We start from the raw sequence: 26,088 nt of genomic DNA on the forward strand, positions 1-26,088 counted from the left end.
TAACCAAATCTATTTTAGAGAACGATAGCTTACTGACCTTTTATGACTTTCCCGCTTCAATCCGAAGAAGCTTGTACTCCACTAATTTGATTGAGTCTTTTAACAAACAAATTAAAAAATACAGTCGGCGTAAAGAGCAATTTCAAAATGAAGAATCTATGGATCGCTTTTTAGTCTCAAATTTTGATCTGTACAACCAGAAATTTTTAACTCGAAGCCACCGCGGTTTTCAACAAGCTGAAGCAGAACTTTGGGAAATGTTTGGAGAACTAGAAGAAAGATAAGTTTTTTACAGAAGGAACTTTTTATTTACACAAACTTCTTGACGCTCTCAAGATTTTTCAGTTTATGCATAAATATATAGTATATTTATGCATCTGTTTATTCTTTAGTATACTCTACAATACGCTTAGATAAAAGTGATATGTTGATCAATCGCAATTATTTACTAAATGAAACAGCAAGAAAAGAATTGTATATTTAATTATTTTTCATTTTATATTCTTCGCTATTTAAAACCTTTTCAATTACAGCTGTATTTAACTCGGTTTGAGGTTGGGTATTTTTTAAGTAAGCCAAAAACTCTATATTCCCTTTTCCACCTGTAATAGGGGAAATTGTCAGTCCACATAATGTATATTGAAGATCGTATACAAAAGTAAGTATATCTTTCAATACTCGTTTGTGTACTGCACTATCAGTAATAATCCCATTTTTTCCTACTTCTTCTTTAAATGCTTCAAACTGAGGCTTAATCAATGCAACAACCTCGCCTTGAGGTTCCACTATTTTCTTTAAAACCGGCAATATGATTTTTAATGAGATGAAAGAAACATCTATCGTTGCAAATTGAGGTCTGCCTTTAGTGAAATCTTCCAATTTGCTGTGTCTGAAATTAGTTTGTTCCATCACCACTACACGCTCATCATTTCGCAATTTCCATGCTAACTGATTGGTTCCAACATCTAAAGCATAAACTTGTTTAGCTCTATTTTGCAAGGCAGCATCAGTAAATCCACCTGTCGAAGAACCAATATCTAATACTATTCTATCTGCTAAATCCAATTGATAAAGATTAATTGCTTTCTCTAATTTCAACCCGCCACGGCTAACATATTTTGACTGTTTCCCTTTAATATAAAGTTCCGTACCAACTGTTAGCTTTTCACCTGAAGTAAGCACTTGTACCTCGTCACGAGTATAGACTTTCCCGGACATAATGATTCTTTTTGCTTTTTCACCATCTTCTGCCCATCCCTGCTGAACCAGCAATTTATCAGCTCGTTGTTTCTTCAACAATATTCCTCCTTTCATTCAGAAATATTCGGCATTAATTTAACTCATTTATGAGTATCCATGGATAAAGAGTCAATAAACGTTAAAAGTATTTCCTCATCAAAGGATGGGGTTATTTTACTGATTTTGCGGACAGTCGCCTTCGCAGCTTCTAATTCCACACTTAATTTTTCAAAAGCTTGTTCTAATCCTAGCAAAGCAGGGTACGTACTTTTTCCTAATTTATTATCTGCACCAGTTGCTTTCCCTAATTCTTTCGCATCTCCTACAACATCTAGCAAGTCATCTCGTATTTGATAAGCTAAACCGATTTTTCTTGCTACCTCTTCCAATAAAATCAATGAGGGTTTATCTGATTCAGCGATCACTCCACCGGCAAACATAGAAAAACGTAATAATTCCCCCGTTTTTCTTGCATGAATGGATTCTAATTCATCAATAGTCAAACTATTATTTTCTCCATCTATATCAGCTTGCTGCCCCCCAATCATGCCTTCATAGCCAGAACAGATTGCGAGTTCTCTGATTAGCGTTACTTTTTTCTCAGCAGAGAGTTCTCCTATAGTCATCAAATCAAAAGCTTTCGTCAACAATGCATCCCCAGCTAGGATAGCTGTTGACTCAGAATATTTAATGTGGCTAGTAGGTTTACCTCTGCGTAAGTCATCATTATCCATCGCTGGAAGATCATCGTGTATTAATGAATAAGTATGAATATATTCCAGTGCTGCAGCTACAGGATACCCTTGTCTCAAATTTTTCCCGTATGCTTTGAGAACTGCAAGCAGCAACATCGGACGAAGTCTTTTCCCGCCTGCCATTAGCGAATATAACATAGCTTCTTCAATAATTGTTCCGCTTTTAGGTTCTATCAGATTAAGAGCATATTTTTCAAAACGATCAAATTGATTATGATAAAATTCTTGAAAATTCATTTATTCACTCCTGTTTATCCTGATTATTTATATCCTCTTCAAAAGGCTCCTCTTCGCCATTTTCATTCATAATCTTTGTCATTGTTTCTTCTGCTTCTAGCAACGTTTTTTTACATTGTCTGCTTAGTTTAATACCTTCTTGAAATTGATCTAACGCTTCTTCTAAAGGCACATCACCTTGTTCTAACTTAGAAACAATTTCTTCTAATTGCTTTAAAGCTGTATCAAAATTCACTTCTTTTTCCATACTGATCCTCACCTTCAAAAATTCGATTTATTCTTTTATATCACTAACCTCTGCTGTAAATGACCCTTCAGCCATCTGTACTGAAACTTGATCAGAAACTGATAATGAATCAGTTGATTTAATAACTTGATTGTCTTTTCTTACATACGAATAACCCCTGCCTAGAATCTTCAATGGAGACAGATGATCTAAAGATTGAATGTAGTAAGTCAATTGCTTGTCAGATTGCTGAATAAGTTGCTTTTGAGCTCTAATGAGTTGTTTTTCTAATTGATCTACATCTCTTTTATATATTCCAATTGAGTGTGTTGGATCCAGGGCTTTTAATCTTTGAGTCAATAAATTACTATCTTGATTGAATAAAAGGATTCTTTCTTTCAAGAATTGAATCAATTGTTGTTGGAGTTGGTCTACATTCTGGCTATACCCTTCATAAAGTCGCTGAGGCTGCCTAAATATATAGGAACGTTCTATTCTTTCAATTCGCTCTTTTAGCGCTACTATGTGATTCTTATAAGCCCGAAACAAGCGATGTTCTTGTTGCTCTATCTTTATTAACTCTTCTGATAAAACAGGAACCGCTAATTCTGCTGCTGCAGTAGGGGTAGCAGCTCTAATATCAGCAGCTAGGTCAGATAGGGTTGTATCTGTTTCATGTCCTACAGATGAAATAATTGGTGTCTCAGCTGCTTCTATAGCTCTTACTACAACTTCTTCATTGAATGGCCATAAATCTTCAAATGATCCTCCACCTCTAGCAACGATGAGAACATCCAAATTATTTTTTGCATCCGCAGCCTTAATATTTTCTGCAATAGATCTAGCTGCTTTTTCTCCTTGTACTAATGTCGGAAATAAAACGAGCTGAACAGAAGGGAATCTTCTATTGACTGTCGTAATAATATCTCTGATTACTGCACCGCTTTGGCTAGTAATCACTCCAATTCTTTTAGGAAATCTGGGTAAACTTTGCTTACGAGTCTGATCAAAGACACCTTCTGCCGAAAGTCTCTTTTTTGATTCTTCATAGGCTTGATATAAAGCCCCTATTCCATCAGGCTCCATATGCTCCACATATATTTGGTAGGATCCTGTTCTTTCGTAAACGGACACTCTCCCAATCACTAAAACACTCATACCTTCTTCAGGTTGGAATTTCAGTTTTTTAAAATCGCCGTAAAACATTACTGCTGATAGTTTTGATTGATCATCTTTCAGACTAAAATACTGATGACTATTTTTACGATTCCGATTAAAATTAGAAATTTCACCAGTCAGAAAAACTCTTTCCATATAAGGGTCATTATCAAATTTTCTTTTAATGTATTTAGTTAACTGCGAGATAGTTAGGTACTGTTCACTCATTTATTGCCCTCCTCTCTATAGTTGACATTTTAAAAATAGAAATAGAGCAAAGAAAAAGGAATGCTGATAGCTCATTGCACTCCTTTTTCTTCCCTCTTAATTTTGGCTTCTTTTTTAACTTACACAAAAGACTAAGCCGTAAATATTAGAAGTTAAGTTGATGTGTACATTTTGGAGTCACTACTCTTTTAGTTAGAAAATAGTTTTAAGATTGTGTATCAACAATGCTTTGAAGTACTCCATTAACAAATTTGCTTGCTTGCTGATCATTAAAGTCTTTTGTTAATTCAATGGCTTCATTCATTACAACGCGTTTATCTATCTCTTTTTGGTACAACAATTCATAAGCAGCTAATCTTAAAATCAGTAAATTTGTTCTTTCTAGTCTAGTCAGTGTCCAGCTTTTAAGATGCTTAGTGATTGTTTCATCTATAACACCTTCATTTTCTTTAACACCAGAGACCAGTATAGATAAATAACTGAGTGCATCTTTTACAATTTGGTTTCCATTTTTGTCTTGGGGTAATACTTGCTTCATCGCTTCTTCTAAGCTAAATTCTTTTTTCATATCCAGTTCACTCTCTAAAGCGAACTGAATAACTTCTTCAAATGTACAATCTATATCTGTGGACAATTGGAAAAGAGACTGAAAGGCTTTTTCCCGAATCACACGCCTAACCGTTCTCACTTTTCCTCATCTTCTTCCGATTCCAATTCAAATAGATCTTGGATATTTGTTTTTTCAGGGACAATCCCTACAATATGAATATTTATTTCTGACAGCTCAATTTCTGTCATATGATAGACTTGCTCTCTAATGCGTTGTTGGATATCAAGCGCAACTTTTGGTACATTAACGCCATATTTAAAATAGCAATAGACTTCTACTTTTAACCCTTCATCGTCAGATACAAGATGAACACCCTTATTATGGCTGGTTTTTCCAAATATAGATTTAAATTCTGTTGTAAACCTACCCTGCATAGCATAGACGCCATCCACTTCGTTAGCTGCTATACCCGAAATGACTTCCAGTACTTCAGGCGCAACTTCAATTTCACCATACGGATTAATATTATGTTTCGTTACATGTGTTTGTTCTACCACTTTTATTCCTCCTTCTTTATTTATCATTTACATTCAATCTACTAAGCACGTGATACATAAGTGCCTTCTGATGTATTCACAATTAATACATCATCTTTATTTACAAATAAAGGTACAGTTACGACTGCTCCCGTTTCCAAAGTTGCTGGTTTAGATCCACCTGAAGTGGTATCTCCACGAATTCCCGGTTCTGTTTCTACTACTTTAAGTTCTACTTTAGTAGGTAATTCTACTCCTAATACTTCATGACCAAACATCATGATATCCACAAGCATATTTTCTTTCATATATTTTAAAGCATCGGTAATCTGTTCTTGAGGAATTTCAAGTTGTTCATATGTTTCAGAGTCCATAAATACATGCGTTCCAGCGTTATCATACAAGTACTGCATTGTCTTGTTTTCAATATGCGCAGCTTCCATCTTTTCACCAGCACGGAAAGTTTTATCTTGGACTGCTCCAGTACGCAAATTTTTTAATTTAGATCGGACAAAAGCTGCTCCCTTACCTGGTTTCACATGCTGAAATTCGATTACTCTCCAGATATTTCCATCATATTGAATTGTTAGTCCTGTTTTAAATTCATTTGTTGAAATCATTATTTATGTTTCCTCCTAGGGTTCTTATCATTATCTATTATTGGATTGAATTTTAATATAGATTTCCTTAAAGTATATGGTTATTGTACCATGATTCTAGCAATATTGCTTAAATACACTGATTAAGTGTTGCTTTGTTTTAAGGTTTAGTAAAAGAAAAATCATTTATAAAATAATCAATTCTTTAGAAGACTGCATTAAATTCCGGTTACCTTCTTCAGTGATTAAAAGATCGTCTTCTATTCTAACTCCACCTAAACCCGGAATATAAATGCCAGGCTCGTTAGTAATCACATTGCCAACTACTAAAGGTTGATCATTCTTAAAGTTGATTCCCGGTCCTTCGTGTACTTCAAGCCCAATTCCGTGACCAGTCGAATGTCCGAATGCATCCCCATAACCCTGCTCAGTAATATAATTTCTTGCAATACTATCTAAGTATGCTCCGGTTACACCTGCTTTAGCTGCTTCTGTAACTTTTTGATTAGCTTCTAAAACGATTTGATGAATTCTTTTTAGTTTCTCCCCAGGATCACCTAATGCAAAAGTACGTGTCATATCTGAGACATAACCTTTATAATAACATCCGAAATCTATCGTAATCATATCTCCAGTTTCAATTAATTTATCGCTTGCGACACCATGAGGCATTGCTGAACGCACCCCACTTGCTACAATTGTATCGAAAGATACACCCGAAGCACCTTTTTCACGCATGAAAAAGTCAAGTTCATTTGCAACTTTAATCTCAGACATTCCCGGTTTTATATATGATAGGATATGTTCAAACGCTGCTTCTGTAATACTGATCGCTTTTTGGATCAAATCTATTTCATTTCTATCTTTAATTTCTCTTAGTTCTTCAATAAGTGTACTTACGGGCACAAGTGAACAGTTAAATAATTCTTTTACTGATTGATAAGTAGCATATGTTACATGATTTTCTTCAAAGCCTAATCGACTGATCTTCTCATTTTTAATGATTTTCGCCACTTCATCATAAATGGAGCCTATATTTTGAATAATTTCAAATCCTTCAGCTTGTTTAGCCGCTTGCTCTGTATAACGAAAATCTGTAACAAAAAATGCTTTATCTTCTGTTATCACACTTAAGCCTGTAGTGCCAGTGAACCCTGAAGCATATTCCAGATTATAGTTACTGGTGATAAGCAAAGCATCAATCTGTTTTTCTTTCAGTTTCTTTTGTATATTATCTACTCGTGACATCTAAACACCCTATCTATTAAATATCTCTTCTCCATATCAGCATGGATCATCCCTATACTTTCATCCGTTCGTTCCATAATAAAAATGAATAAATGCAGTGGACAGCAAGAGTTGTCTTTACCTCTTTCATTATAACAAACCATCGAAAAAAAAGAAACGTAACTATGCATTCACTATGCGTTTATCGTCCTTCTAAACTTTTTCACTTTTTAATTTTACTTTTTTATAGAGGGTTTCGGATTAAAGGATATAGTGTTTTGCTGATTATAATAAGTATATTGTCACAAACAACTATTTTCTATGTATTGAAGAGATTAGTCGGTTTTTTTATAAACTAATCCTCTTCAAAAGCTTTTTTTATAGTATTGAAGGTTCTTACTCTCTTTTATCTAAGACATACTCTTCTGTGAGTGTATATTTTATATCCGCCAATGATACTTCCAACAAGCACCTCTTATCTGATTGTTTACTAATCTTGACTTCTCCTTTATTAAATTTAATTTTACCATTTTTCAACTTCTGACTGTCTTCAAATTCTTTAGTCAAAATTGTCTCTGTCATAGAAATCATACTTCTGGCTTCATAACTATAGTGTATTTGATTTAGTTGAGTGACTTGCGTACTTATAACTCTAGAGATTCCCCCGATCAGCATGGCGGTTACTGAGACAAATAGCAAAGTTGAGATTAGAATACTTCCTTCTTCATTTTTCATTAGATACCTGCTCCTCATCTTCTTTCAAGGGTAACGCGAGTCCTGCAGTATAAGATTCTCCATTTTGAAATGTGGCGGATATCCATATTTGACCTGTGTTATTTTCCATGTGTATTTCTTTCAGCTGAGTCAAAACAGGTTGATGACCTGCTCCTCCTAGCCTTCTTCTAATCAACTTATAGTATCTTTCATATGTTATTCTTTCGGTTTTCCCGTCTTCACTGGGTCTTTCAACTACAATTCTCTCTGAACTCATATGAATAAGCTGACCTTCTCTAAGATCATATTCAATTTGATTCAAGAAAAGGTGCCATTCTATTTGCCGATCTGCCTTTATTTCCTGTTGTATTCTGGATGACTGCTCAACAAAATTGGAGAGGAGTAATACCCCTAAACTTAAAAGGCTTATGGCAACCATTACTTCAAGCAACGTAAATCCGTCGTCATTCGTTCCAATTGACAGATAAGATTTCCAGCTTTTTCTCTTCAATCTGGTCCCCCTCCACTTTAATGGCATTCTTGGTTTCTACTACCTCTAACGTTTGATGAAAAGATTGATAGGATTTGGAAAAGGTTGTCCTTCTTTGCCAAACTTTTGAAGCATCATATAAAGCCCTATCAAACTCTATCTCAATTCTCTCCATTTCTAGATAAGATACTAGGTTTACTGTCAGCGGAATAGAAAATAGCAGGATAAATGTCAACAAACTCATGCTTACTAGACTCTCCAACAATATAAATCCATTTTGTTTAATAAAAAGTTCAAATTTCTTCCGACAATTCAAATCGTCCACTTCCTAATTTGAAACTGAGTGTGTATACTTTATCTCCTACTTGAAACCTTGTTCTATTTAGATTCCCTTGGTTACCAGATTTTGATAAAAATCTATAGGATTTATAACCTCCTAAAATCTCAATCGTATCTGGTAAAGTTATAGACCGATTAGACGTATGATTTTGCTTCCCAATGACTTTAAAAACTATTTTTCGGCCTTGTGGACGCATCTGCACTTCTGTCCATTCATTATTCAGAATTGCTTCATTCTGCATCAGTGTTATATTCGATTGTAATTCTTCAAGAAATAAAGAAATTTCTATTTCTGATTCCATTTTATTAAATGGGATTACGGGAATGAGCAAGAATATACCTACTAAGCTTAATACAGTCAATGATTCGATCAAAGTGAATCCATTTTCTTCTTTCAGTTTCTTTACCAATTGGCTACTCCCCATTTAATTTAACTAGATTTCCACTCGAATCGATGGTAAACAATCTTTTCACTTCACTGTATTGTGATTCACTTAAAAACCCATCTCCATGCAGATCTTCTAAAGTTTTCGGAGTAGTATGCTTTTTCATTTCATAAAGATCTATTTGTGTTTGAACAACTGTCTCCAACGCACTATTTCCTGTTTCTTGAGCCGTTCCTTGATAAGATCCAATATTGGGAATAATCAGCAGAAGTAATACTGAAATAATGAAAAGTACCAGAGTCATTTCAATGAGGGTAAATCCTTCTTGCGCTCTGAGTAAACTTTTTATTTTATTTTTTATATGGTTTATCATTTTTTACAGTCCTTTCATAATTGAAAAAGTGGGTAATAACAACGCTGCATAAATCGCAATGATCATTAATGCAACAAATATAAAAACGATCGGCTGAATCCGTTCTATTATTCTTTCAATTTTCTGATTAAGTTCCTCCTCACAATCTGAAGAATAGAGCATCAATTCAATTCCTAGTCTCCCTGACAACTCACCATGAATCATAATTTCTTTAACTTCTGGTTTTAGAAAATCCAAATTAGAGATTGCTTCTTGAAAAGTGCAGCCTTTTCTCATTTTCTGTTCAATCACCTTTCCTACTTCACGAAATAAGGATGATGACTTATCTTCTTGCATCAAGTGAACAATTTGAATCAGTGTGCAGTCATTTTTAAGCAACTGACTCCATTCTAGAGTAAAGAAATATGTCCAATATAATTGGAGATAAGGTTGAATTACTTTATTTTTACTATAGAAATTCAATTTTTCGATAGCTGTTTTTTTATTCGTCATACTCGTTACTGCAAAGAATGCCGCTATAATCAACAAGATGGTTCCTAGAATCCAGTAAGGTGCAGTCTGCACAATCCCTATAATAAGTTTGGTTCCTATCCCTATAGAGGTTTCCTCTGGAGAGGCTATCCTGTTAATATGAGGCAGCAAGATATATCGCATCGAAAAAAGCATTATGATAATAAAAATAAGCAGCATTAATGGATATTGGATAATCGACTGTATTTTTTTCTTTCTTTTTGCTGACTCAATCAGCTGCTCCCCTACCATAAAAATCGTTTCAGAAAATTTGCCGTGTACAGTAGACAGATAAATTTGCGTACAGACAATGTCAGTGAATCCAACTAACCTTAACCCTTGATATAGCGATTCACCATTATTTACTTCTTTCTCAATTGTTTTTAACCACACAGCTTGTTTCTCGTCAGCAATCTTTAATAAAAAGCGAAGGGCATCTTTAAGTGAAAATCCTTCAGAGAGTAAGGTGCCCATTCTTTTCAAAAATAATCCTTGTTCTCTTGTCTCCTTCTGACTACGGTATATAATATTGTTCGTAAGTTTTTTTTGAAATGTACCCATATAGTTGCACCTTTCTTAATAGACGATTGAATTCTCTGTTTGCTGTTTTTTCATTCTCCAATTTCAATTCTAAAGAAGGATCAAACATAGCTTTCAATTGATTTCCAGACTTCACTTCATATAAAGCTGCTCTTTTTTGTCTTTGGTGAAGATGTGTACAATATGGACTGCATTCTTTTTTACACAGCGGACAATAAATCGGAAGTAGTTTCTGAAAGGTAATTCCAATAATCGTTTGTTTCAATAATTCAATTGATATACCCAATTCCATCAATCTTGAAATGACGCCTTCCGTATTTTTGGCATGGACAGATGCAATAATCAAATGTCCTGTTAATGCTCCTCTAACGACGATCTTTGCTGTTTCTTCATCTCTTATCTCACCTACGATCAAAACATCAGGATGATGCCTCAGACTTGATTTAAGAAGATGTTCATAGGTAATCCCGGCTTTTTCATTCACTTCGGTCTGCAAAAATTGTGCTTCATGAATCTCTACGGGATCTTCAACCGTCACTACTTGCTGTTTATCATCAAAAATTCTATTCTTGACTAACTGATAAATGGTCGTTGTTTTTCCTGAATCAACTGGTCCAGAAAAAATAATCAATCCACTTTTGAAAGTAAGCAGTGTTTTTAGTTGATCAAGTTCATATTTAAAGAATGAATTTCTATATAGATCTGTTTGCGTTTTGCTTTGAAGTAATCGTATGACTAAAGATTCTTTCGCATGGTAGTTAGTAATGGTTGAAAATCTTAAATCAATCAGTTTATTCTTCAGTTCATATGATAATGATCCACTTTGTGGTTTTCTGCGCTCCCCTACATCCATATTGGACACAAATTTAAAATAAGAGATCAATCTTGTTCCTTCTTCCATATCTAGAAAAAATTGTTTTTCCATTCTTCCATATAATCTAAAATAAGCAGCGTAATGACTTTCTTCAGGTAAAATATGAATATCACTAGTATCATATGAATCTGCTAGTGTAATTAAGTGTTTTGCAAATAATTCAATTTCCATTTTCCTTTATCCTCCTTTCCATATATAAACCTCTCCATTACTATTTGAGAATTATCTTCTCATCTATCTATACTGTTCAATTTTCGAAAACTTTATTTCATAAAAAAAAAGAATGACAAAATGTCATCCTTTAGTATTTCATTTATAGTTTGTCTATCAGTTTAAATCTCAGCGTTATGATAAACTTCGCTGACATCATCATCGTCTTCCAGTGCATCAATCATATTTTCAAATGTTTGTATTTTATCTTCTGGAACTGCAACTGTTGTCTGAGGAACCATAGTTAATTCTGCTTGATCTAGTGTGTAACCAGCTGCTGTCAATGCATCTCGTACATCTGTGAAATCTTGAGGCTCAGTATAAATTTCAAATACTTCATCTGAAGTCTCTAATTCTTCTCCACCTGCTTCTAATACACTCATCAGCATAGTATCTTCATCAACGTCCAGACCTTCTCTATCAATCGCAATATATCCTTTACGATCAAACATATAGTTTACTGAACCTTTTTCGCCTAAAGATCCACCATTTTTATTAAAGGCCACCTTGACATTTGTACTGGTACGATTCAAATTATCTGTCAGACCTTCTACTAAAACAGCAATTCCATTAGGACCATACCCTTCATACATGACTTCAACGAAGTTATCTCCTTGACCTGCATCGGTGGCCCGTTTGATTGCACGGTCTACATTATCATTAGGCATATTGTTGGATTTAGCCTTATCTACTGCTAAGCGCAGTGCGGCATTCGTTTCTGGATCTCCGCCTCCATCTTTAGCTGCTTTATAAATTTCTTTTGATAATTTCTGGAAAATTTTACCACGTTTGGCATCTTGCGCGCCTTTACGGTGTTGGATGTTACTCCATTTTGAATGTCCTGACATCACTATTCCTACTTTCTTATTTACATTATCATTCAGACTTTTAACCTATCTTATTATAGCAAAATTTTTGTTTTGTTCAAATATTTATTGACCGCTTCCATTACCTGTATATTATCTTTATCTAAATTTCAACTTCTTACGTTTACTTTTATTATTGAGAAAGTTCCTGCTCATAATCCATGAAATAGAAATCCCTGTCATTGCTCCTAACGAATCCAGAAATACATCTTCCATTAAAGCAGTGCGATTGGGATTGAAAGATTGTCTGAGTTCATCAAAGCTGGCATAACCAGCTGCTAATAATAAAGCAACTAGCGCAGCTAATACATAACTGCTGCTTTTATTTTTCAAGCCTAAAAACCAAAATGTGCCAAGTAAGAAGAAAGACCCAAAATGTGCAGCTTTTCGGATGAAAAATTCTATAAAGCCTGCATAACCAGATGCTTGTATACTGACTTCATTTCCTGCATAAGAAAATTGAACCCTTTCCAGTAGACCTTTCAATGGTTCCCCAGATAAAAACCTCGCTAAAAAAGGTTGAACATTTTGATCCTGATAAGACATACTAGAACTGAAATATAACAAAATCATCATACAAAAAGCTAACAAAATAAATATACTATCTTTCCATTCGGGCGTTTTCCGCATTTTGATTTCCTACTTTCTATCGAATATATATATTCTAGCTTATGTATCTGGATATGAAAAGGAAAAACTTGTAGAATAAAGACAGATATTAGTTATATAAAAGGAAGGTATAATCTACGTTCTCAATTCTATCAAGAAATACATTTGATTTTTATAGGGAGCAATCACCTTTGTGATCTAACGACTAGATAACACCAGCTTCTATATTGACCCGTATCTAGTAACACCTGCAGCATATATTCACAAAATACATTTAAAAAGGATTTGATAAAGTGAGTTATAGCATGAATTGGGATTTAGAATCCATTTATCCAAATATAGACTCAGTCGAGTTAGAAGCGGATTTATCAAAATGGGAAAAGCAAATCCCTGAGCTGGGAAAAGCAATACTTTCTTGGTACCCAGACCAAGATAAGCCAGATTATAATACGATGAAGCACTTACTAGATTCCTTGAATAAAATCCAACCTGAAATTACTGAAGCTAGTATGTTCATTAGTGGTACTTTGTCAGCCGATGTTAATAATGAGAAGGCCAAAGCGCTTATGGGAAGGCTTTCCGTATTATACAGTGAGTTATCTACTACCACCGTTCCATTTTATAAAAAATTCACTTTGATATCTGATGAAGAGTGGCAAGCTTTATTATCTTTACCTGAATTCGAAGTATTTGCTTTCAATTTAAACGAAGAACGTGAAGAAGCCAAACAATTATTAAGCGAAAAAGAAGAAGCACTTCTTTCTAAACTAGCAGTTGATGGATTCCAAGGATGGGAACAACATTATGATACTCTAGTATCTAAAATTGAACTATCTGTTTCTGACGAAGATGGAAATGAACACATACTATCAGCCGGTCAAGCAGAAAACCGTATGTACAATCATCCTGATCCAAAAGTGAGAGCTTCGTTATTTTCAAAATGGGAAAAGGCATGGAGAGAACAAGCAACTCTATATGCTGATACCTTGAATCATCTTGCTGGATTCAGATTAGCTGACTATAAGATTCATAATATTGACAACTTCTTGGAGAAACCGTTAAAAGCAAGCAGAATGCAAAGAGAAACATTGGATGCAATGTGGCAAGCTATTTCTGAAAATAAAAAACCTTTTACCGATTATCTATTTAGAAAAGCAGACTTAATGGGTAAAGATAAATTAGGTTGGGAAGATATCGAAGCTCCGGTCACAGTCGGTAATAGCGAACCAAAATCTTATCCTTTTAACGAAGGGGCAGCTTTTATTATTGATAATTTCAGAAAATTCAGTGATAAGATGGCAGACTTCGCAGAAATGGCTTTTGAGAAGCGCTGGATTGAAGCAGAGGATCGTGCAGGAAAAGCACCTGGAGGCTATTGTGCAGAACTACCTATATCAAAAGAATCACGTATCTTTATGACTTATTCTGATTCACCAGGCGAAGTTGCTACTTTAGCTCATGAATTAGGACACGCCTTTCATAATCATGTTATTTTTGACTTACCTTATCTAAAACAACACTTTGCAATGAATGTAGCTGAGACAGCTTCTACTTTTGCTGAATTGGTCGTATCAGATGCCACGGTTAAATCGGCAACTTCAGCTGAAGATAAAATTGCTTTACTGGATACTAAGATCCAAAACGCTCTGGCTATGTTTTTAAATATCCATGCACGTTTTATCTTTGAATCAAATTTCTATGAAGAACGTAAAAAAGGATTGGTATCAGCAGGGCGTCTAAATGAATTGATGGAAGAAGCTCAGAAAGAAGCTTATCAAGATAGCCTCACTTCTTATCATCCAAGCTTCTGGGCAAGCAAACTACACTTTTATATTAGTGATATTTCTTTCTACAACTTCCCTTATACATTTGGCTATTTATTTAGTTTAGGAATCTATGCTCAAGCGCTAGAGTCTGGATCTGACTTCGAAGATCAGTATATCGCATTACTACAAGATACTGGTTCAATGAATACAGAAGATCTTGCAAGAAAACATTTAGATGTCGATCTGACTACTACTGATTTTTGGGTAAAAGGGATTAATATTCTCAAAGAAGATATTCAAACTTTTATGGATCTAACAGAGCGTTACGTTACAAAATAATTCAATTACAAATTTTAAAAATCCATCAGTAACAGCTAAATACAATGGATTAGTCTCCAAAAAGGAAGTTTCTCTTGAATGTGCCTACTGCGCAATGAAGAACCTACCTTTTGTAGATGGAACAGTCTACTCAGTTAGATTATTATATTTATGCTCAAAAAAGCAGTGCTCGAAGAAATTCGAGCACTGCTTTTTAAATTAGTTTATTATTCTATTTGTTTAATAACGTCCGTATCCCATAAATTTTGGTCCCCAATAACTAGAATGAACACCAGTATAAGCAACACCAGTACTTGTTTGAGCTCCTACAAACTGACCACCACCAGCATATATACCTACGTGAGTTGCTCTTCCACCACTACCAAAGAACACTAAGTCTCCTGGTTGTGGATTTGAAACTCTGGCTGAATTCCTATACTGAGAATCAGCAGTTGCATGAAGTGATTTGCCTACTTGACGGAACACCCACATAGTGAATCCTGAACAATCAAAAGTGCTAGTCCCTCTTGAACCATATTCATAAGGTGTACCTAACATTGAATCCGCAGCAGCTTTTATTGCTCCCCAAGAAGCTCCACTTGGTTTTGGTTCAGGTTTTGGAGCTGCTGGTTTTGATGCAGCAGGTTTTGATTCTGCTGGCTTAGGTGCAGCTGGTCTAGATTCGTTAGTTTTATTTGAGTTGTTTCCAGAATTATTATTTGAGTTACCATTTGAAGCATTGTTACTTGGCGCTTTAGCAGCAGCGTCTTGATTACTTTCTGAAGATTCATCAGATTCTGAGCTGTTTTGATTAGCCGGTGTTGAAGAAGATGTAGAAACAGTTGCTTCATCTTCGACTGGAGCAGTTTCAGCTGCTGCTACTGTTTGCGCTTCTTCTTGTTCACGTTGCGCTTGTGCTTCTTGAGCTGCTTTGTTTGCTTCGTCTCTTGAAGCTAACAATTGAGTCACTTGTGCTTCTGCAGCGTCACGCTGTGCCAAAAACTCTGAACGATCTGATTCTACTGTTGATTTTTCGGCTGCTAATTGTGCCACTAATACTTCTTGTTCAAGTTGTTGTTGCTCAAGATCTGCTGCTGTAAGTTCTAATTCTTCAGCTAATGAATTTTGTTGTACAATGGTCTGTTTTGTTTTTTCTTGTTTAGCTGCAACTTCTTCTTTGTCTCTAACTTGTGCTTCTACTAATTTACTATTTGAATGCATCAAATTTGTTACAACTTCCATACGTCCGATGACATCGGAAATCGATTCAGAATCTAGAACAAATTCTATGTAATTTGCTGTTTGACCATCGACTTGAATTTTACGAGCTTGATCTTCAAGCTGTCCGTTACGCTTTTCAATTACTACTTCTAAGTTGGCAATATCCTCTTGTAAAGTAGTATACTCCGCTTGAGCCTTTTGAAGACGTTCGGCTGCATCTTGCATAAATGCTTTATTTTTGGATATTTCATCATTGATTGCAGTTAATTCTGCTTCTGTGTTAGCAGATTTACTTTCAAGTGAATTAATTGTTTCATCTAAAGAATCAACTTGATCCTTGTTCTCTTCTACTTGTTTTTTTGCTTCATCAATCTGTGTATCATACTCATTAGCGGATACCATTGGAGCTGCCATAACAGAGCTTAATAACATTGTTGTAGTTGCAGAAAATATGATTAATTTACTTTTCACTATTGTTTCCCTCCAAAGAAAATCTCTTAATAAGTTACGCTTAGTCTAAAATTAGTTAGTTATCGATTTATGAATTAGTCAATATTTTTTCACTGCCTCTTCTTTTTGAGGTCTAAAAATAGTATAACACTTATTTTCTTCTAAAAGATTTCAATCATATTACATATAAATTTCTTTTTTGATTCCAACTTTCAAGCACTCTACTGGATCTTGCTTTTCCTCTGATAATCTTGTATAATTCTAATGTTTAAGGATAGAAAACTTTGTAGATGAAAAATCAATCAAGGAGGAACATTACATGAGTGATTATCGTGTATTACTTTATTATAAATATGTAACGATTGAGAACCCTGAACAATTTAGAATTGACCATTTAAACTTATGCAGAGAATTAAACTTAAAAGGACGTATTCTAGTTTCCGATGAAGGCTTGAATGGTACTGTCTCTGGAACTGTCTCTGATACTGATCGATATATGGATGCTTTACGTTCTGATGACCGCTTTAGTGATATAATGTTCAAAATAGACGAAGCAGATGCACATGCATTCAAAAAAATGCACGTCCGTTACCGTCCAGAAATTGTTTCTTTAAAATTAGGTGAAGAAGATCTTAACCCAAATGAATTAACTGGAAATTATTTAAAACCAGAAGAGTTTCGAGAAGCCCTTGAAGATGAAAACACAATCGTTTTAGATGCTAGAAATGATTATGAGTATGATCTAGGCCATTTCCGAGGAGCTATCCGTCCAGAAATTCGCAGCTTCCGAGAATTACCTGAATGGATCAAAGAAAATAAAGAAAAATTCATGAATAAAAAAGTAGTGACTTATTGTACAGGTGGCGTTCGCTGCGAAAAATTCAGTGGTTGGCTATTAAAAGAAGGATTTAAAGATGTAGGACAGTTGCATGGTGGAATTCATAATTATGGAACTGACCCTGCAACACAAGGGGAACTATGGGATGGCAAAATGTACGTTTTTGATGAAAGAATCAGCGTAGATATTAATCGTAAAGAAAAAACCGTTATTGCAAGGGACTGGTACGATGGAACACCTTGTGAACGCTACGTAAACTGTGGTAACCCTTATTGTAATCGCCAATACATTACTTCTGAAGAGAATGAACATAAATATTTACGAGGATGCTCTCATGAATGCCGTATTTCTCCAGAAAATCGTTATGTTAAAGAACATCATTTAAGTCGTGAGGACGTAGCTGAACGATTAGAGATAATTGGAGAAAAACTACCCGAAACCGTTTAATATATTTTTCTGATAACCCTTCATTAAATAGAAATTGATTAAATCAATTATTTATTTAATGAAGGTATTTTTATCCCTTATAAAGGAACGTACATTCTGATATAATTTGTCAATCTGCTTAATAAACTGATCTTTTTTATAAATGGCTTTCATACTAGTTTTACTTTCAGTCCCTATTTGCTATAATATAGCAAGCTATATATTTTATATTAATGATAAATAACGAATAAAGGAGTCTAGAATGAATCGATCTGAACATGATAATAACCCAGAAGAAACTACCAAGACTTCTTCAAAAAGAGGATTCTTTTATTACTTTGATATTTTTTATCGAGTATCTAAAGCGCTTATTATCTTCTTTATTGTAACCCTCTTAGTTGGAGGTTCTCTTGGAGCAGGTGCTGCTATTGGCTATTTTGCTTCACTTGTTCATAGTAGCGAAATTCCTGAATACGAAGAAATGGAAGCACAAATCGATGATTTTGTATTAAAATCAACTATGTATTATGCTGGTGGTGAAGTAATCAGTGATGTCCGCAGTGACTTAATTAGAACCCCAGTTGATCTAGACAACATATCTCCTACTGTAGTAGACGCGATTGTTGCGACAGAAGATGAGTATTTTTTTGAACATAATGGAATTGTTCCAAAAGCTGTTGCTCGTGCACTCGTGCAAGATTTAACCAATAGTTCTTCCTCCAGTGGTGGTTCAACTTTGACCCAACAGTTGATTAAACAACAGTTAGTTGGAAACGAAGTCTCCCACTCGCGTAAAGCAAATGAGATTTTATTGGCAATGCGCCTTGAGAACTATATGTCGAAGGAAGATATTCTGCAAGCTTATCTAAATATCTCTCCATTTGGACGAAACAACAAAGGTCAAAATATTGCTGGCGTGCAAGAAGCTGCCCAAGGGATTTTTGGTGTAGCTGCTGCCGATCTATCGTTACCACAAGCAGCATTTATAGCTGGCCTTCCACAAAGTCCTATTGTCTATAGTCCTTACACTCAAACAGGTGAGGTTAAAGAAGATCAAAGTGCAGGACTAGAGCGAAAAAATGAAGTATTATTCCGAATGTACCGAGAAGGCTATATTGCAGAAAACAAATATAACGAAGCAGTTAATTACGATTTGAGTCAGGACTTTATTCCTAAAGCTGACAATCAACAAGATAGTCGCTCTTATGTCTATGATTTGGCACTTGAGGAATCAAGAGAGTTATTGATGCAACAATTTGCTGAAGCAGACGACCTTACAATGGAAGACTTAAATGGAGATACTGACTTATATAATCAATATTTCGAGCAAGCTGATTCCGCATTAATCAATGGCGGCTATAAAGTCTATACTACGATTGACCGCGATCTCCATAACTCTGTTGAACAAGTTGTAAAAGAACAGGCCGATTCTTTAGGCTCTGAACGCAGCTATACTTGGAAAGATGCTGACGGTGTTAGTCATACGGACACAATGCCCATTCAAGTAAGTGGGTCTGTGATTGATAATGCAACAGGTAAAGTCTTAGCTTTCATAGGTGGACGCGACTATAAAGATTCAAATTATAATAGAGCCTTTGACTCAGAAAGAAGTCCTGGATCTATCATCAAACCTTTAGCAACTTATGGTCCTGCTTTAGATACTGGTTTGATTACACCTGCAACTATCGTTCCTGATACTGACGTATCTATCACTTTACCCACGGGAAAAGTGTATGAACCTACCAACGCTATTCGAACAACTAATCGTTGGATGACAGCCAGGGAAGCTTTAACAGTCTCACAGAATATTCCTACTATCAAAATTTATAATGAGTTAGTAAAACAAGTTAATCCCGTAAGTTATATGACTAAAATGGGGATTGGTGAAGATGTAATCCCAGCTGAAGATTATGTGGCTAATCCGGCAACAGCAATTGGTGGTGTTAGTGGTGGTGCTGCTCCTGTAGATTTGATCAGTGCTTTCTCAACCATTGCGAATAACGGAACGCATGTGGATCCTTATGTAATCGAAAAAATTGAAAACTCCACTGGTGAAGCGATCTATCAGCATGAACAGGCTAAAACCCAAGTATGGAGCCCACAAACTAATTTTTTACTGTTAGACATTTTACGAGGTGTGCATACAGAAGGGACTGCTAGAGGAACCATTAGTCAATTGAATTTTAATTCAGACTGGATCTCTAAGACCGGAACTTCTGGAACATCAGATAAAGTTAATGATATTTGGTACGTTGGAAGCACCCCGAATATCACCTTTGGTACTTGGATTGGTTATGATAATCAAGTGATTAGTTTAGAGGATGAGTTCGGTCAGTCTCCTAGTCTGAGAAATCGTAATTTCTGGGCTAAAGTAGTGAATCAAATGTATACAGTTCGTCCAGAGCTGTTAGGCGCAGGAAAACAATTTCAACAACCTAGCAATATTGTTCAACGTTCTGTATTAACTCAAACAGGTATGCTGCCCGGTACAGTCAATTTGCCTAATGGTGGAACCAGCTCTGTTTCTGATGATACTTTTACAGAATATTTCAATACTGCTCACCTCCCAAAACCTACTGTTTATGACTTTGCTCTTGGAGCAACCGATGCAGAATTAAGTAAATTCTGGAATGCTGTAGAGACAAGTGATAGTAACGATGACCAAGAGAGTGAAAGTAGTGACGACGCTGAGGAACCTTCCCCTCCGTCTAATAGAGAAGAAACACCAGAAAACGATGAAAATGAGTCAAAACCGACAGATGATAGTAGTAATAATAACAATGGTAGCTCAAATAATAATTCCGATAAAGAAACAGAAAATGATGAAAAAGAAAAAAAACCAGACGAAGAAGAAACTAAGCCTCCTGATCCACCAGAAGAAAAGCCCGAAGATAAAGATCCTGAAGAAGAAGAACCTCCAAAAGATAATGATAACGAAGAAAAACCAGATGAAGAAATTCAAAAACCAGAGTCAGATTCTGGTAATAACGAATAAGAAAAAGCGCTTGAGGTTTCATCCTCAAACGCTTTTTTTAATAGATTAATTTTCTTTTGTTGTTCCTTTATCAAGAATATGAAATGGTAACTTAATTGTTTTTTCATCAATTTCTTCTTTATTCATCAGTTTAGTTAAAAGTCTCATTGAAACAGCACCGATATCGTACAAAGGTTGAACTATCGTACTCAATTGTGGACGCGTCATATCTGTTAACTTAGAGTTATTTGATGTAATCAATGCGAATTCTTCGGGTACGCTAATTCCTCTATCAAGAGCAGCATTTAAGATTCCCACCGCTAATTCATCATCTGCAACTACAGCAGCTGTTGCCCCTGCTTTAGAAATTTGCTCAAATACGGCTTCCCCTACTTTATAAGTGTATTCAGACTGCACAACTAATTCTTCATCATAGTCAATACCAGCCTTTTTCAAAGCAGATTTGTATCCTTCTAAACGATACATCCCATTGATAGGTTCTTCATGACTTTCAGAAATAAAGGCAATTTTTTTGTTTCCAGCTTCAATTAATGAAGTTACACTATCTTCTGTAGCAGCTTTATAGTCAATGTTGACACTTCCCACTTGTCCATCTGGATCAACCGTACCCGCTAGAACAACTGGTGTGCGAGAACGGGAGAATTCTGCGCGAAGTTCTTCTGTAATTTTATTACCCATAAAAATCACACCATCTACTTGTTTAGCAAGTAAAGTATTCAATACTTGAACTTCTTTATGCTCATTCTCATCTGAGTTTGCTAATATTATGTTATATTTATACATTGTAGCAATATCATCAATGCCTCGGGCTAAAGATGAGAAGTATAAGTTTGTAACATCAGGAATAATTACACCAACAGTTGTGGTTTTTTTACTTGCTAACCCTCTTGCTACAGCATTTGGTCTATAGTCTAAACGGTCGATTACATCTAATACTTTTTTTCTAGTTGTTGGTTTTACATTTGGATTTCCATTAACTACTCTAGAAACAGTAGCCATAGATACCCCAGCTTCTCTTGCTACATCATAAATTGTAATTGTTTGTTTATCCATTTTTTTCTCCTTTAATTTATAATTTGAGTGTCTGACACTCCTATAATCAAATTTCATTTTTTAATTTAAAGTATTACTGCTTACTTTATTAACTTTAGCAAAGCATGTAAGAGATTTCAATAGTTAATTCTTGTTTTCATGAAAATTTCTTTATTTTTTTCAGAAAAGGCTTACTTTATTTAATCTGTTCTCTTATTATAATCGTGTTACAATAGAAATATCAACTATTATGTAGGAAATGAGGAATTTGATGAATCAAGCTTTAGAAAGACTTAAACAGACCATTCATGAGCACAACCTAGACCTTCTCTATATAGATGATCCCAGTTTAATTGGTTATTTTACCGATTTTGAAAGTGACCCTCACGAAAGACTTCTGGCATTATTTGTTTTAAAAGATAGAGCATTTTTATTTACGCCTTTTTTAGAAGAAAATGATGCACGCGCTGTCTCTTCAGTCCCAGATATTCTCAGTTATAAAGATGAAGAAAATCCTTGGGAAATTATTCAGACCAAATTAATAAGCTTTAATCAGTCTTATCAAAAAATCGGTATTATGGAAAACAACTTAACTGTTGACCGTTATAACCAATTACTTTCTATTACAGATAATCCTAAAACTTTAGATATTTCTAACATCATACAATCTATTCAATTAATAAAGTCAAAAACAGAATTCAATAAAATGGTTATTGCCGGAAAAATGGCTGATAAAGCTTTGGAGATTGGTATTAATACTCTTAAAGTTGGAATTAGTGAACAAGAAGTTGTGGCTGAAATCGAATTCCAATTAAAGAGATTGGGCATTTCAGAAATGAGTTTTCAAACAATGGTCCTTTTTGGAGATCATGCTGGCAGCCCTCATGGCACTCCCGGAGCACGTAAACTTAAAGATAATGAACTGGTATTGTTTGATCTAGGGGTTGTAGCAGAAGGGTATACAAGCGACGTAACTCGTACCTTTGCATTTGGAGAGATTTCTTCAGAGGCTGCATCCATTTATGATGTGGTTTTAAAAGCCCAAGAAAAAGCTCAAGCTGCTGTAAAACCAGGTATTACAACTGGAGAATTAGATAATATAGCACGCACTGTTATCGAAGAAGCAGGTTATGGAGATTACTTTACCCACCGTTTAGGGCATGGCCTAGGCAAAACGGTTCATGAATATCCTAGTTTATCCAAGGGTAGTACTATGGAAATTAAAGAAGGTATGTGTTTCTCGCTTGAACCTGGAATTTATATTGAAAATAAAATTGGCGTAAGAATTGAGGACTGTGTCTACGTTACATCCGATGGGTGCATCCCCTTTACTCATACACCAAAAAAATTAACAAGTATTACAAAAAAATAATATTTCCTATTTAAAGAAGACTTTTTATGAAACAAAATAATTTCATAAAAAGTCTTCTTTATTTATTTATCTATATTTTCTAATGTGTTTTCATCCGTATTATCTGGTTGTTTTTTTAAAACAGAAATTTTCCCATCCGTTTCCAGTACAACTGCAGAAACAGAATCTGTAGAAACAATTCCTTGTGAGCGAATAGCTTGGGTAATCTCATTTTTGGATATCCGCTCTTTCTTCATATGCTTATAGTAATAATTCCCATCATAATACAATAAGGATGGCTTTGATTTCAATAGTGAATTAACTGTAGGGGAATGTACTGATAACCAGCTCGATAGAAACTGTAAAAATACCAGTAAACAAAATGATACTATTCCTTCCATTAATAACGTTTCGTTATTAATCAAGATATTTGATAACACTGAACCAAGTGCTACAGTAACCACAAAGTCAAAGGCATTCATTTTTGATAACGTTCGTTTTCCTGAAACTCTTAGTACCAATACAATCAAAAAGTAACAGATAAACCCTACAATTAATAATCTAATAAATGACGAAAGTGCCATAGTGCTTTTCTCCTTTCTTTTCATCGATCTAACAAAAAAAAGACACACTAATTAAAGTGCATCTCTTTTGAAAAAGCTAACAGGTATTACTTAAATTCCAACATTCGTATTTGTGGTACCTTTATCGTCCTTGCCGTCTTCAGTAGTCTGTTCTGTACTAGTATTTTCAGTCTTTTGACTTTTGCTTTCACTCTCAGTCATTTTCTTTTCATCATAATCAAATGACATAGTACGAGATTTCGCTTCTTCCGTTCCGATACCAGTATGATTATTTAAATTACTTTCTTTTTTCGTTCCACCATTAACAGCATTTTTAGCTTCTTCCGCCATTGATGCAGCCTCTTTTTTGATGTCATTTAACGTATTCTTCTGTTCATCTTTACTATTGTTCAAAGATTCTGCCATTTGACCGTATGTCTTTTTAGCAGTATCCACATATTCAGAGCTAGCTTTTTGAGCAGTCTCTTTTAACTCTACACCTTTTTCTTTAGCAAGGTCCGCATAATCTTTTAATTGGTCTTTTGTACGATCTGAGTGTTGAGTAATATCTTCACGTAATTCCTTACCTGATTTTGGCGCAAATAGCAATGCACTAACCCCTGCAATCGCAGCTCCGACAATCGTACCTAGTAAGAATCCTTCTGATTTACTTTGTTTACTCATAACTATCCGCTCTCCTTTTTTACTATTCTAGTTCACTTACCATTTCTTGTTTAAATGGAAAAATTTAATCTATTACTTAGCAATTTTATTACTGATTTTTCTAGATACACCCAGTTTTGCTCCGCGTCTAGAAGCGCTACCTAAAGATGTAGTAAGATTTCTGGTTGAATCATTTAAGCTTGATACTGAAACACCTAAGTCTCCAACAGCTTTAAATAATGGATCCGTTAGTACAAGTTTACCATTCACATCATTCAAGGTTGTATTTGTTTTATTTAACAATCCTTCGACCTCAATCAATAAATGATCTGCATCTTTTGTAATTGTCCCTATACTTTTGTTGGCTTCATTGATTGTTGTATTTAATTGTGATACTACACTTGCTACTTTGAATAATACGTAACATAGTCCTAATACCAAAACAGCAAATGCAATAGCTGCAATTAATGCTGCAATTTCTCCACCTGTCATATTAAATCCCTCTTTCATAAGTTTATTTATACTTTTAGAATACCATTCTCTAAAACAAAAAAGCAAATAGTAAGATTGTGTATTCATTAGTATTTTAATAAATCCTTAAATTCTTTGATACTTATCTCCTCTTCCAATTTAGCTTTATATCCTTTAATCACTAGCTTTAATCTGAAATTTCCTCTTATTTAAATGTCAGCCTTATTCTATGTTCTAAATTATTCAATAGAAAAATTATAAAAATCAATACTTTTATAGTATGATCTATAAATAGATAAGTTTAGTTCATTCACAAATTAGAATGAAAATTTTTCCTTTTTTTGATACAATTTATCAAATGATTCTTAGTTACAAATAGATTATTAAAATTCACTTTTCATTATACAAAGGAGTTATAAAATATGTATTTAGCAACAGAAGATGGCAGTGTAGATGAAGTCATAGGAGAAGTGACTAAGCAGAAAAATTTACTGACTCAGTTTTGGGAGTCCATTGAATGGCAGACCATCTTAATTTCTGCTATTATTTCCGTTCTGCAAATTTTACTATCATTCATTATTTTTTTTATTTTAAAAAAAGTTGGTCGCTACGTAATCGAAACAATCTTCAGGAAATATATAAAAGAGAAGCATACCGTTCCAAATAGATACAATACTTTATACAAGTTAAGTCAAAATATATATAACTCTGTGCTTTACTTCTTTTTGGTTTATACGATTCTAGGAATTATGGGTATACCTGTTGGTACACTAATAGCAGGTGCCGGTGTTATTGGTTTAACGCTTTCTCTTGGTGCTCAAGGTTTCGTTTCTGATATCGTTAATGGGTTTATGATATTACTTGAGAAACAGCTTGATGTCGGAGACGTCGTAGAAATTAATAGTATATTAGGTGTTGTGGAAGATGTAAATTTGAAAACCACAAAACTCAAGGATTTTGATGGGACCATTCACTTTATACCTAATCGTGCTATATCCGTTATTAGTAATCGTTCTAGAGCTGATATGCGTGTTATGATACAGATTAGGTTATTCCCAAATACTGACTTAGATAAAGTCCGTAGAGTGCTTGATAGAGTTAATCAGAACCTTATTCCCCAATACGATGAAATAACTATTGAACCTTCTGAAATTGCTTTTGTTCCTATCGGCGCTGGGCAAACAGCTGCTCAAATTATCATGTATACTAAAGCAGGTAAAGAGTTTGGTGTACGGAATGCTTTTTATGAACACTATGTTGAGGCTCTTGCTAAAGAGGGGATTGAATTACCTACCATTAATTTTGATGCATCGGTTTAGAAAAACATA

28 protein-coding genes are annotated in these 26,088 nt (G+C 34.7%); 6 read left to right on the forward strand and 22 right to left on the reverse strand.

Annotation, left to right across the window (positions count from 1 at the left end):
- On the forward strand, positions 1-284 hold a 284-nt coding region (locus tag BLT22_RS09830), incomplete at its 5' end, for a transposase (RefSeq protein WP_143020651.1).
- Positions 285-480: 196 nt separating this feature from the next.
- Here the strand turns inward: BLT22_RS09830 and BLT22_RS09835 are convergent.
- From BLT22_RS09835 to BLT22_RS09910, 17 genes are all read right to left on the reverse strand, one after another.
- Complete coding sequence (locus BLT22_RS09835) at positions 481-1,296, reverse strand: TlyA family RNA methyltransferase (RefSeq protein ID WP_283957904.1); 816 nt, start codon at positions 1,294-1,296, stop codon at positions 481-483.
- Between the two features lie 44 nt (positions 1,297-1,340).
- The gene (locus BLT22_RS09840) at positions 1,341-2,231 is read right to left on the reverse strand and encodes a polyprenyl synthetase family protein (RefSeq protein ID WP_087056971.1); all 891 of its coding nucleotides are present in this window, start codon (positions 2,229-2,231) and stop codon (positions 1,341-1,343) included.
- Positions 2,232-2,235: 4 nt separating this feature from the next.
- Entirely contained in the window at positions 2,236-2,478 is a 243-nt protein-coding gene (locus tag BLT22_RS09845) for an exodeoxyribonuclease VII small subunit (protein WP_091762890.1), read from the reverse strand.
- A 27-nt stretch (positions 2,479-2,505) separates the two neighbouring features.
- Complete coding sequence (xseA, locus tag BLT22_RS09850; protein WP_091762892.1) at positions 2,506-3,843, reverse strand: exodeoxyribonuclease VII large subunit; 1,338 nt, start codon at positions 3,841-3,843, stop codon at positions 2,506-2,508.
- A gap of 205 nt (positions 3,844-4,048) precedes the next feature.
- A complete protein-coding gene (nusB, locus tag BLT22_RS09855) occupies positions 4,049-4,531 on the reverse strand; it encodes a transcription antitermination factor NusB (RefSeq protein ID WP_087056968.1) in 483 nt (160 codons plus the stop codon).
- Positions 4,528-4,950: an Asp23/Gls24 family envelope stress response protein gene (locus BLT22_RS09860; RefSeq protein ID WP_236048936.1), complete on the reverse strand. Its 423-nt coding sequence runs from the start codon at positions 4,948-4,950 to the stop codon at positions 4,528-4,530. The genes nusB and BLT22_RS09860 overlap by 4 nt, the downstream gene beginning before the upstream one ends.
- A gap of 41 nt (positions 4,951-4,991) precedes the next feature.
- The gene (gene efp, locus BLT22_RS09865) at positions 4,992-5,549 is read right to left on the reverse strand and encodes an elongation factor P (protein ID WP_087056966.1); all 558 of its coding nucleotides are present in this window, start codon (positions 5,547-5,549) and stop codon (positions 4,992-4,994) included.
- A 165-nt stretch (positions 5,550-5,714) separates the two neighbouring features.
- Entirely contained in the window at positions 5,715-6,776 is a 1,062-nt protein-coding gene (locus BLT22_RS09870; RefSeq protein WP_091762894.1) for a M24 family metallopeptidase, read from the reverse strand.
- Between the two features lie 375 nt (positions 6,777-7,151).
- Positions 7,152-7,490 carry a hypothetical protein gene (locus BLT22_RS09875; protein WP_091762896.1) on the reverse strand — a complete coding sequence of 113 codons (339 nt, stop codon included), beginning with the start codon at positions 7,488-7,490 and terminating at the stop codon, positions 7,152-7,154.
- On the reverse strand, positions 7,480-7,980 hold the full coding sequence (gene comGF / locus BLT22_RS09880; RefSeq protein WP_171034322.1) for a competence type IV pilus minor pilin ComGF: 501 nt from the start codon (positions 7,978-7,980) through the stop codon (positions 7,480-7,482). Before comGF ends, BLT22_RS09875 begins: the two co-directional genes overlap by 11 nt.
- Positions 7,934-8,203 carry a hypothetical protein gene (locus BLT22_RS12380; protein ID WP_143746348.1) on the reverse strand — a complete coding sequence of 90 codons (270 nt, stop codon included), beginning with the start codon at positions 8,201-8,203 and terminating at the stop codon, positions 7,934-7,936. Before BLT22_RS12380 ends, comGF begins: the two co-directional genes overlap by 47 nt.
- Positions 8,204-8,252: 49 nt before the next feature.
- Entirely contained in the window at positions 8,253-8,708 is a 456-nt protein-coding gene (gene comGD / locus BLT22_RS09885) for a competence type IV pilus minor pilin ComGD (protein ID WP_171034324.1), read from the reverse strand.
- A gap of 4 nt (positions 8,709-8,712) precedes the next feature.
- Complete coding sequence (gene comGC / locus BLT22_RS09890; protein ID WP_091762900.1) at positions 8,713-9,057, reverse strand: competence type IV pilus major pilin ComGC; 345 nt, start codon at positions 9,055-9,057, stop codon at positions 8,713-8,715.
- Positions 9,058-9,060: 3 nt separating this feature from the next.
- Positions 9,061-10,128 carry a competence type IV pilus assembly protein ComGB gene (comGB, locus tag BLT22_RS09895; RefSeq protein WP_091762902.1) on the reverse strand — a complete coding sequence of 356 codons (1,068 nt, stop codon included), beginning with the start codon at positions 10,126-10,128 and terminating at the stop codon, positions 9,061-9,063.
- Positions 10,082-11,152 carry a competence type IV pilus ATPase ComGA gene (gene comGA / locus BLT22_RS09900; RefSeq protein ID WP_087056960.1) on the reverse strand — a complete coding sequence of 357 codons (1,071 nt, stop codon included), beginning with the start codon at positions 11,150-11,152 and terminating at the stop codon, positions 10,082-10,084. The genes comGB and comGA overlap by 47 nt, the downstream gene beginning before the upstream one ends.
- A gap of 161 nt (positions 11,153-11,313) precedes the next feature.
- Positions 11,314-12,039, reverse strand: coding sequence for a YebC/PmpR family DNA-binding transcriptional regulator (locus tag BLT22_RS09905; protein WP_087056959.1), 726 nt, complete (start codon positions 12,037-12,039; stop codon positions 11,314-11,316).
- A gap of 117 nt (positions 12,040-12,156) precedes the next feature.
- A complete protein-coding gene (locus BLT22_RS09910) occupies positions 12,157-12,687 on the reverse strand; it encodes a VanZ family protein (protein ID WP_087056958.1) in 531 nt (176 codons plus the stop codon).
- A gap of 272 nt (positions 12,688-12,959) precedes the next feature.
- Between BLT22_RS09910 and BLT22_RS09915 the strand changes: the two genes are divergently transcribed.
- Entirely contained in the window at positions 12,960-14,771 is a 1,812-nt protein-coding gene (locus BLT22_RS09915; protein ID WP_091762904.1) for a M3 family oligoendopeptidase, read from the forward strand.
- Positions 14,772-14,990: 219 nt separating this feature from the next.
- Here the strand turns inward: BLT22_RS09915 and BLT22_RS09920 are convergent, their stop codons facing one another.
- Positions 14,991-16,442: a C40 family peptidase gene (locus BLT22_RS09920; RefSeq protein WP_091762906.1), complete on the reverse strand. Its 1,452-nt coding sequence runs from the start codon at positions 16,440-16,442 to the stop codon at positions 14,991-14,993.
- 298 nt (positions 16,443-16,740) lie between these two features.
- Here BLT22_RS09920 and trhO point away from each other — a divergent pair, with 298 nt between their 5' ends.
- Positions 16,741-17,706 (forward strand): oxygen-dependent tRNA uridine(34) hydroxylase TrhO, encoded by a 966-nt coding sequence (gene trhO / locus BLT22_RS09925; RefSeq protein WP_091762908.1) that lies wholly within the window; start codon positions 16,741-16,743, stop codon positions 17,704-17,706.
- Between the two features lie 241 nt (positions 17,707-17,947).
- A complete protein-coding gene (locus tag BLT22_RS09930; protein WP_091762910.1) occupies positions 17,948-20,680 on the forward strand; it encodes a transglycosylase domain-containing protein in 2,733 nt (910 codons plus the stop codon).
- 45 nt (positions 20,681-20,725) lie between these two features.
- Here BLT22_RS09930 and ccpA read toward each other — a convergent pair whose 3' ends face one another.
- Positions 20,726-21,733 (reverse strand): catabolite control protein A, encoded by a 1,008-nt coding sequence (gene ccpA / locus BLT22_RS09935; protein WP_091762912.1) that lies wholly within the window; start codon positions 21,731-21,733, stop codon positions 20,726-20,728.
- 250 nt (positions 21,734-21,983) lie between these two features.
- On the opposite strand from ccpA, the gene BLT22_RS09940 reads away from it, so the two are divergent.
- The gene (locus BLT22_RS09940; protein WP_091762916.1) at positions 21,984-23,084 is read left to right on the forward strand and encodes a M24 family metallopeptidase; all 1,101 of its coding nucleotides are present in this window, start codon (positions 21,984-21,986) and stop codon (positions 23,082-23,084) included.
- Between the two features lie 62 nt (positions 23,085-23,146).
- On the opposite strand, the gene BLT22_RS09945 is transcribed toward BLT22_RS09940, so the two are convergent.
- The 3 genes from BLT22_RS09945 to BLT22_RS09955 form a co-directional block, all read right to left on the reverse strand.
- Positions 23,147-23,647, reverse strand: coding sequence for a DUF421 domain-containing protein (locus BLT22_RS09945; protein ID WP_091762920.1), 501 nt, complete (start codon positions 23,645-23,647; stop codon positions 23,147-23,149).
- A 90-nt stretch (positions 23,648-23,737) separates the two neighbouring features.
- A complete protein-coding gene (locus BLT22_RS09950) occupies positions 23,738-24,310 on the reverse strand; it encodes a YtxH domain-containing protein (protein WP_091762924.1) in 573 nt (190 codons plus the stop codon).
- Positions 24,311-24,382: 72 nt separating this feature from the next.
- The gene (locus BLT22_RS09955) at positions 24,383-24,781 is read right to left on the reverse strand and encodes a DUF948 domain-containing protein (RefSeq protein ID WP_091762927.1); all 399 of its coding nucleotides are present in this window, start codon (positions 24,779-24,781) and stop codon (positions 24,383-24,385) included.
- A gap of 401 nt (positions 24,782-25,182) precedes the next feature.
- Between BLT22_RS09955 and BLT22_RS09960 the strand changes: the two genes are divergently transcribed.
- Positions 25,183-26,079 (forward strand): mechanosensitive ion channel family protein, encoded by an 897-nt coding sequence (locus BLT22_RS09960; RefSeq protein WP_091762931.1) that lies wholly within the window; start codon positions 25,183-25,185, stop codon positions 26,077-26,079.
- Positions 26,080-26,088 lie beyond the last annotated feature (9 nt).

This window comes from Marinilactibacillus psychrotolerans (assembly GCF_900101525.1).
Taxonomy (GTDB): domain Bacteria; phylum Bacillota; class Bacilli; order Lactobacillales; family Carnobacteriaceae_A; genus Marinilactibacillus; species Marinilactibacillus psychrotolerans.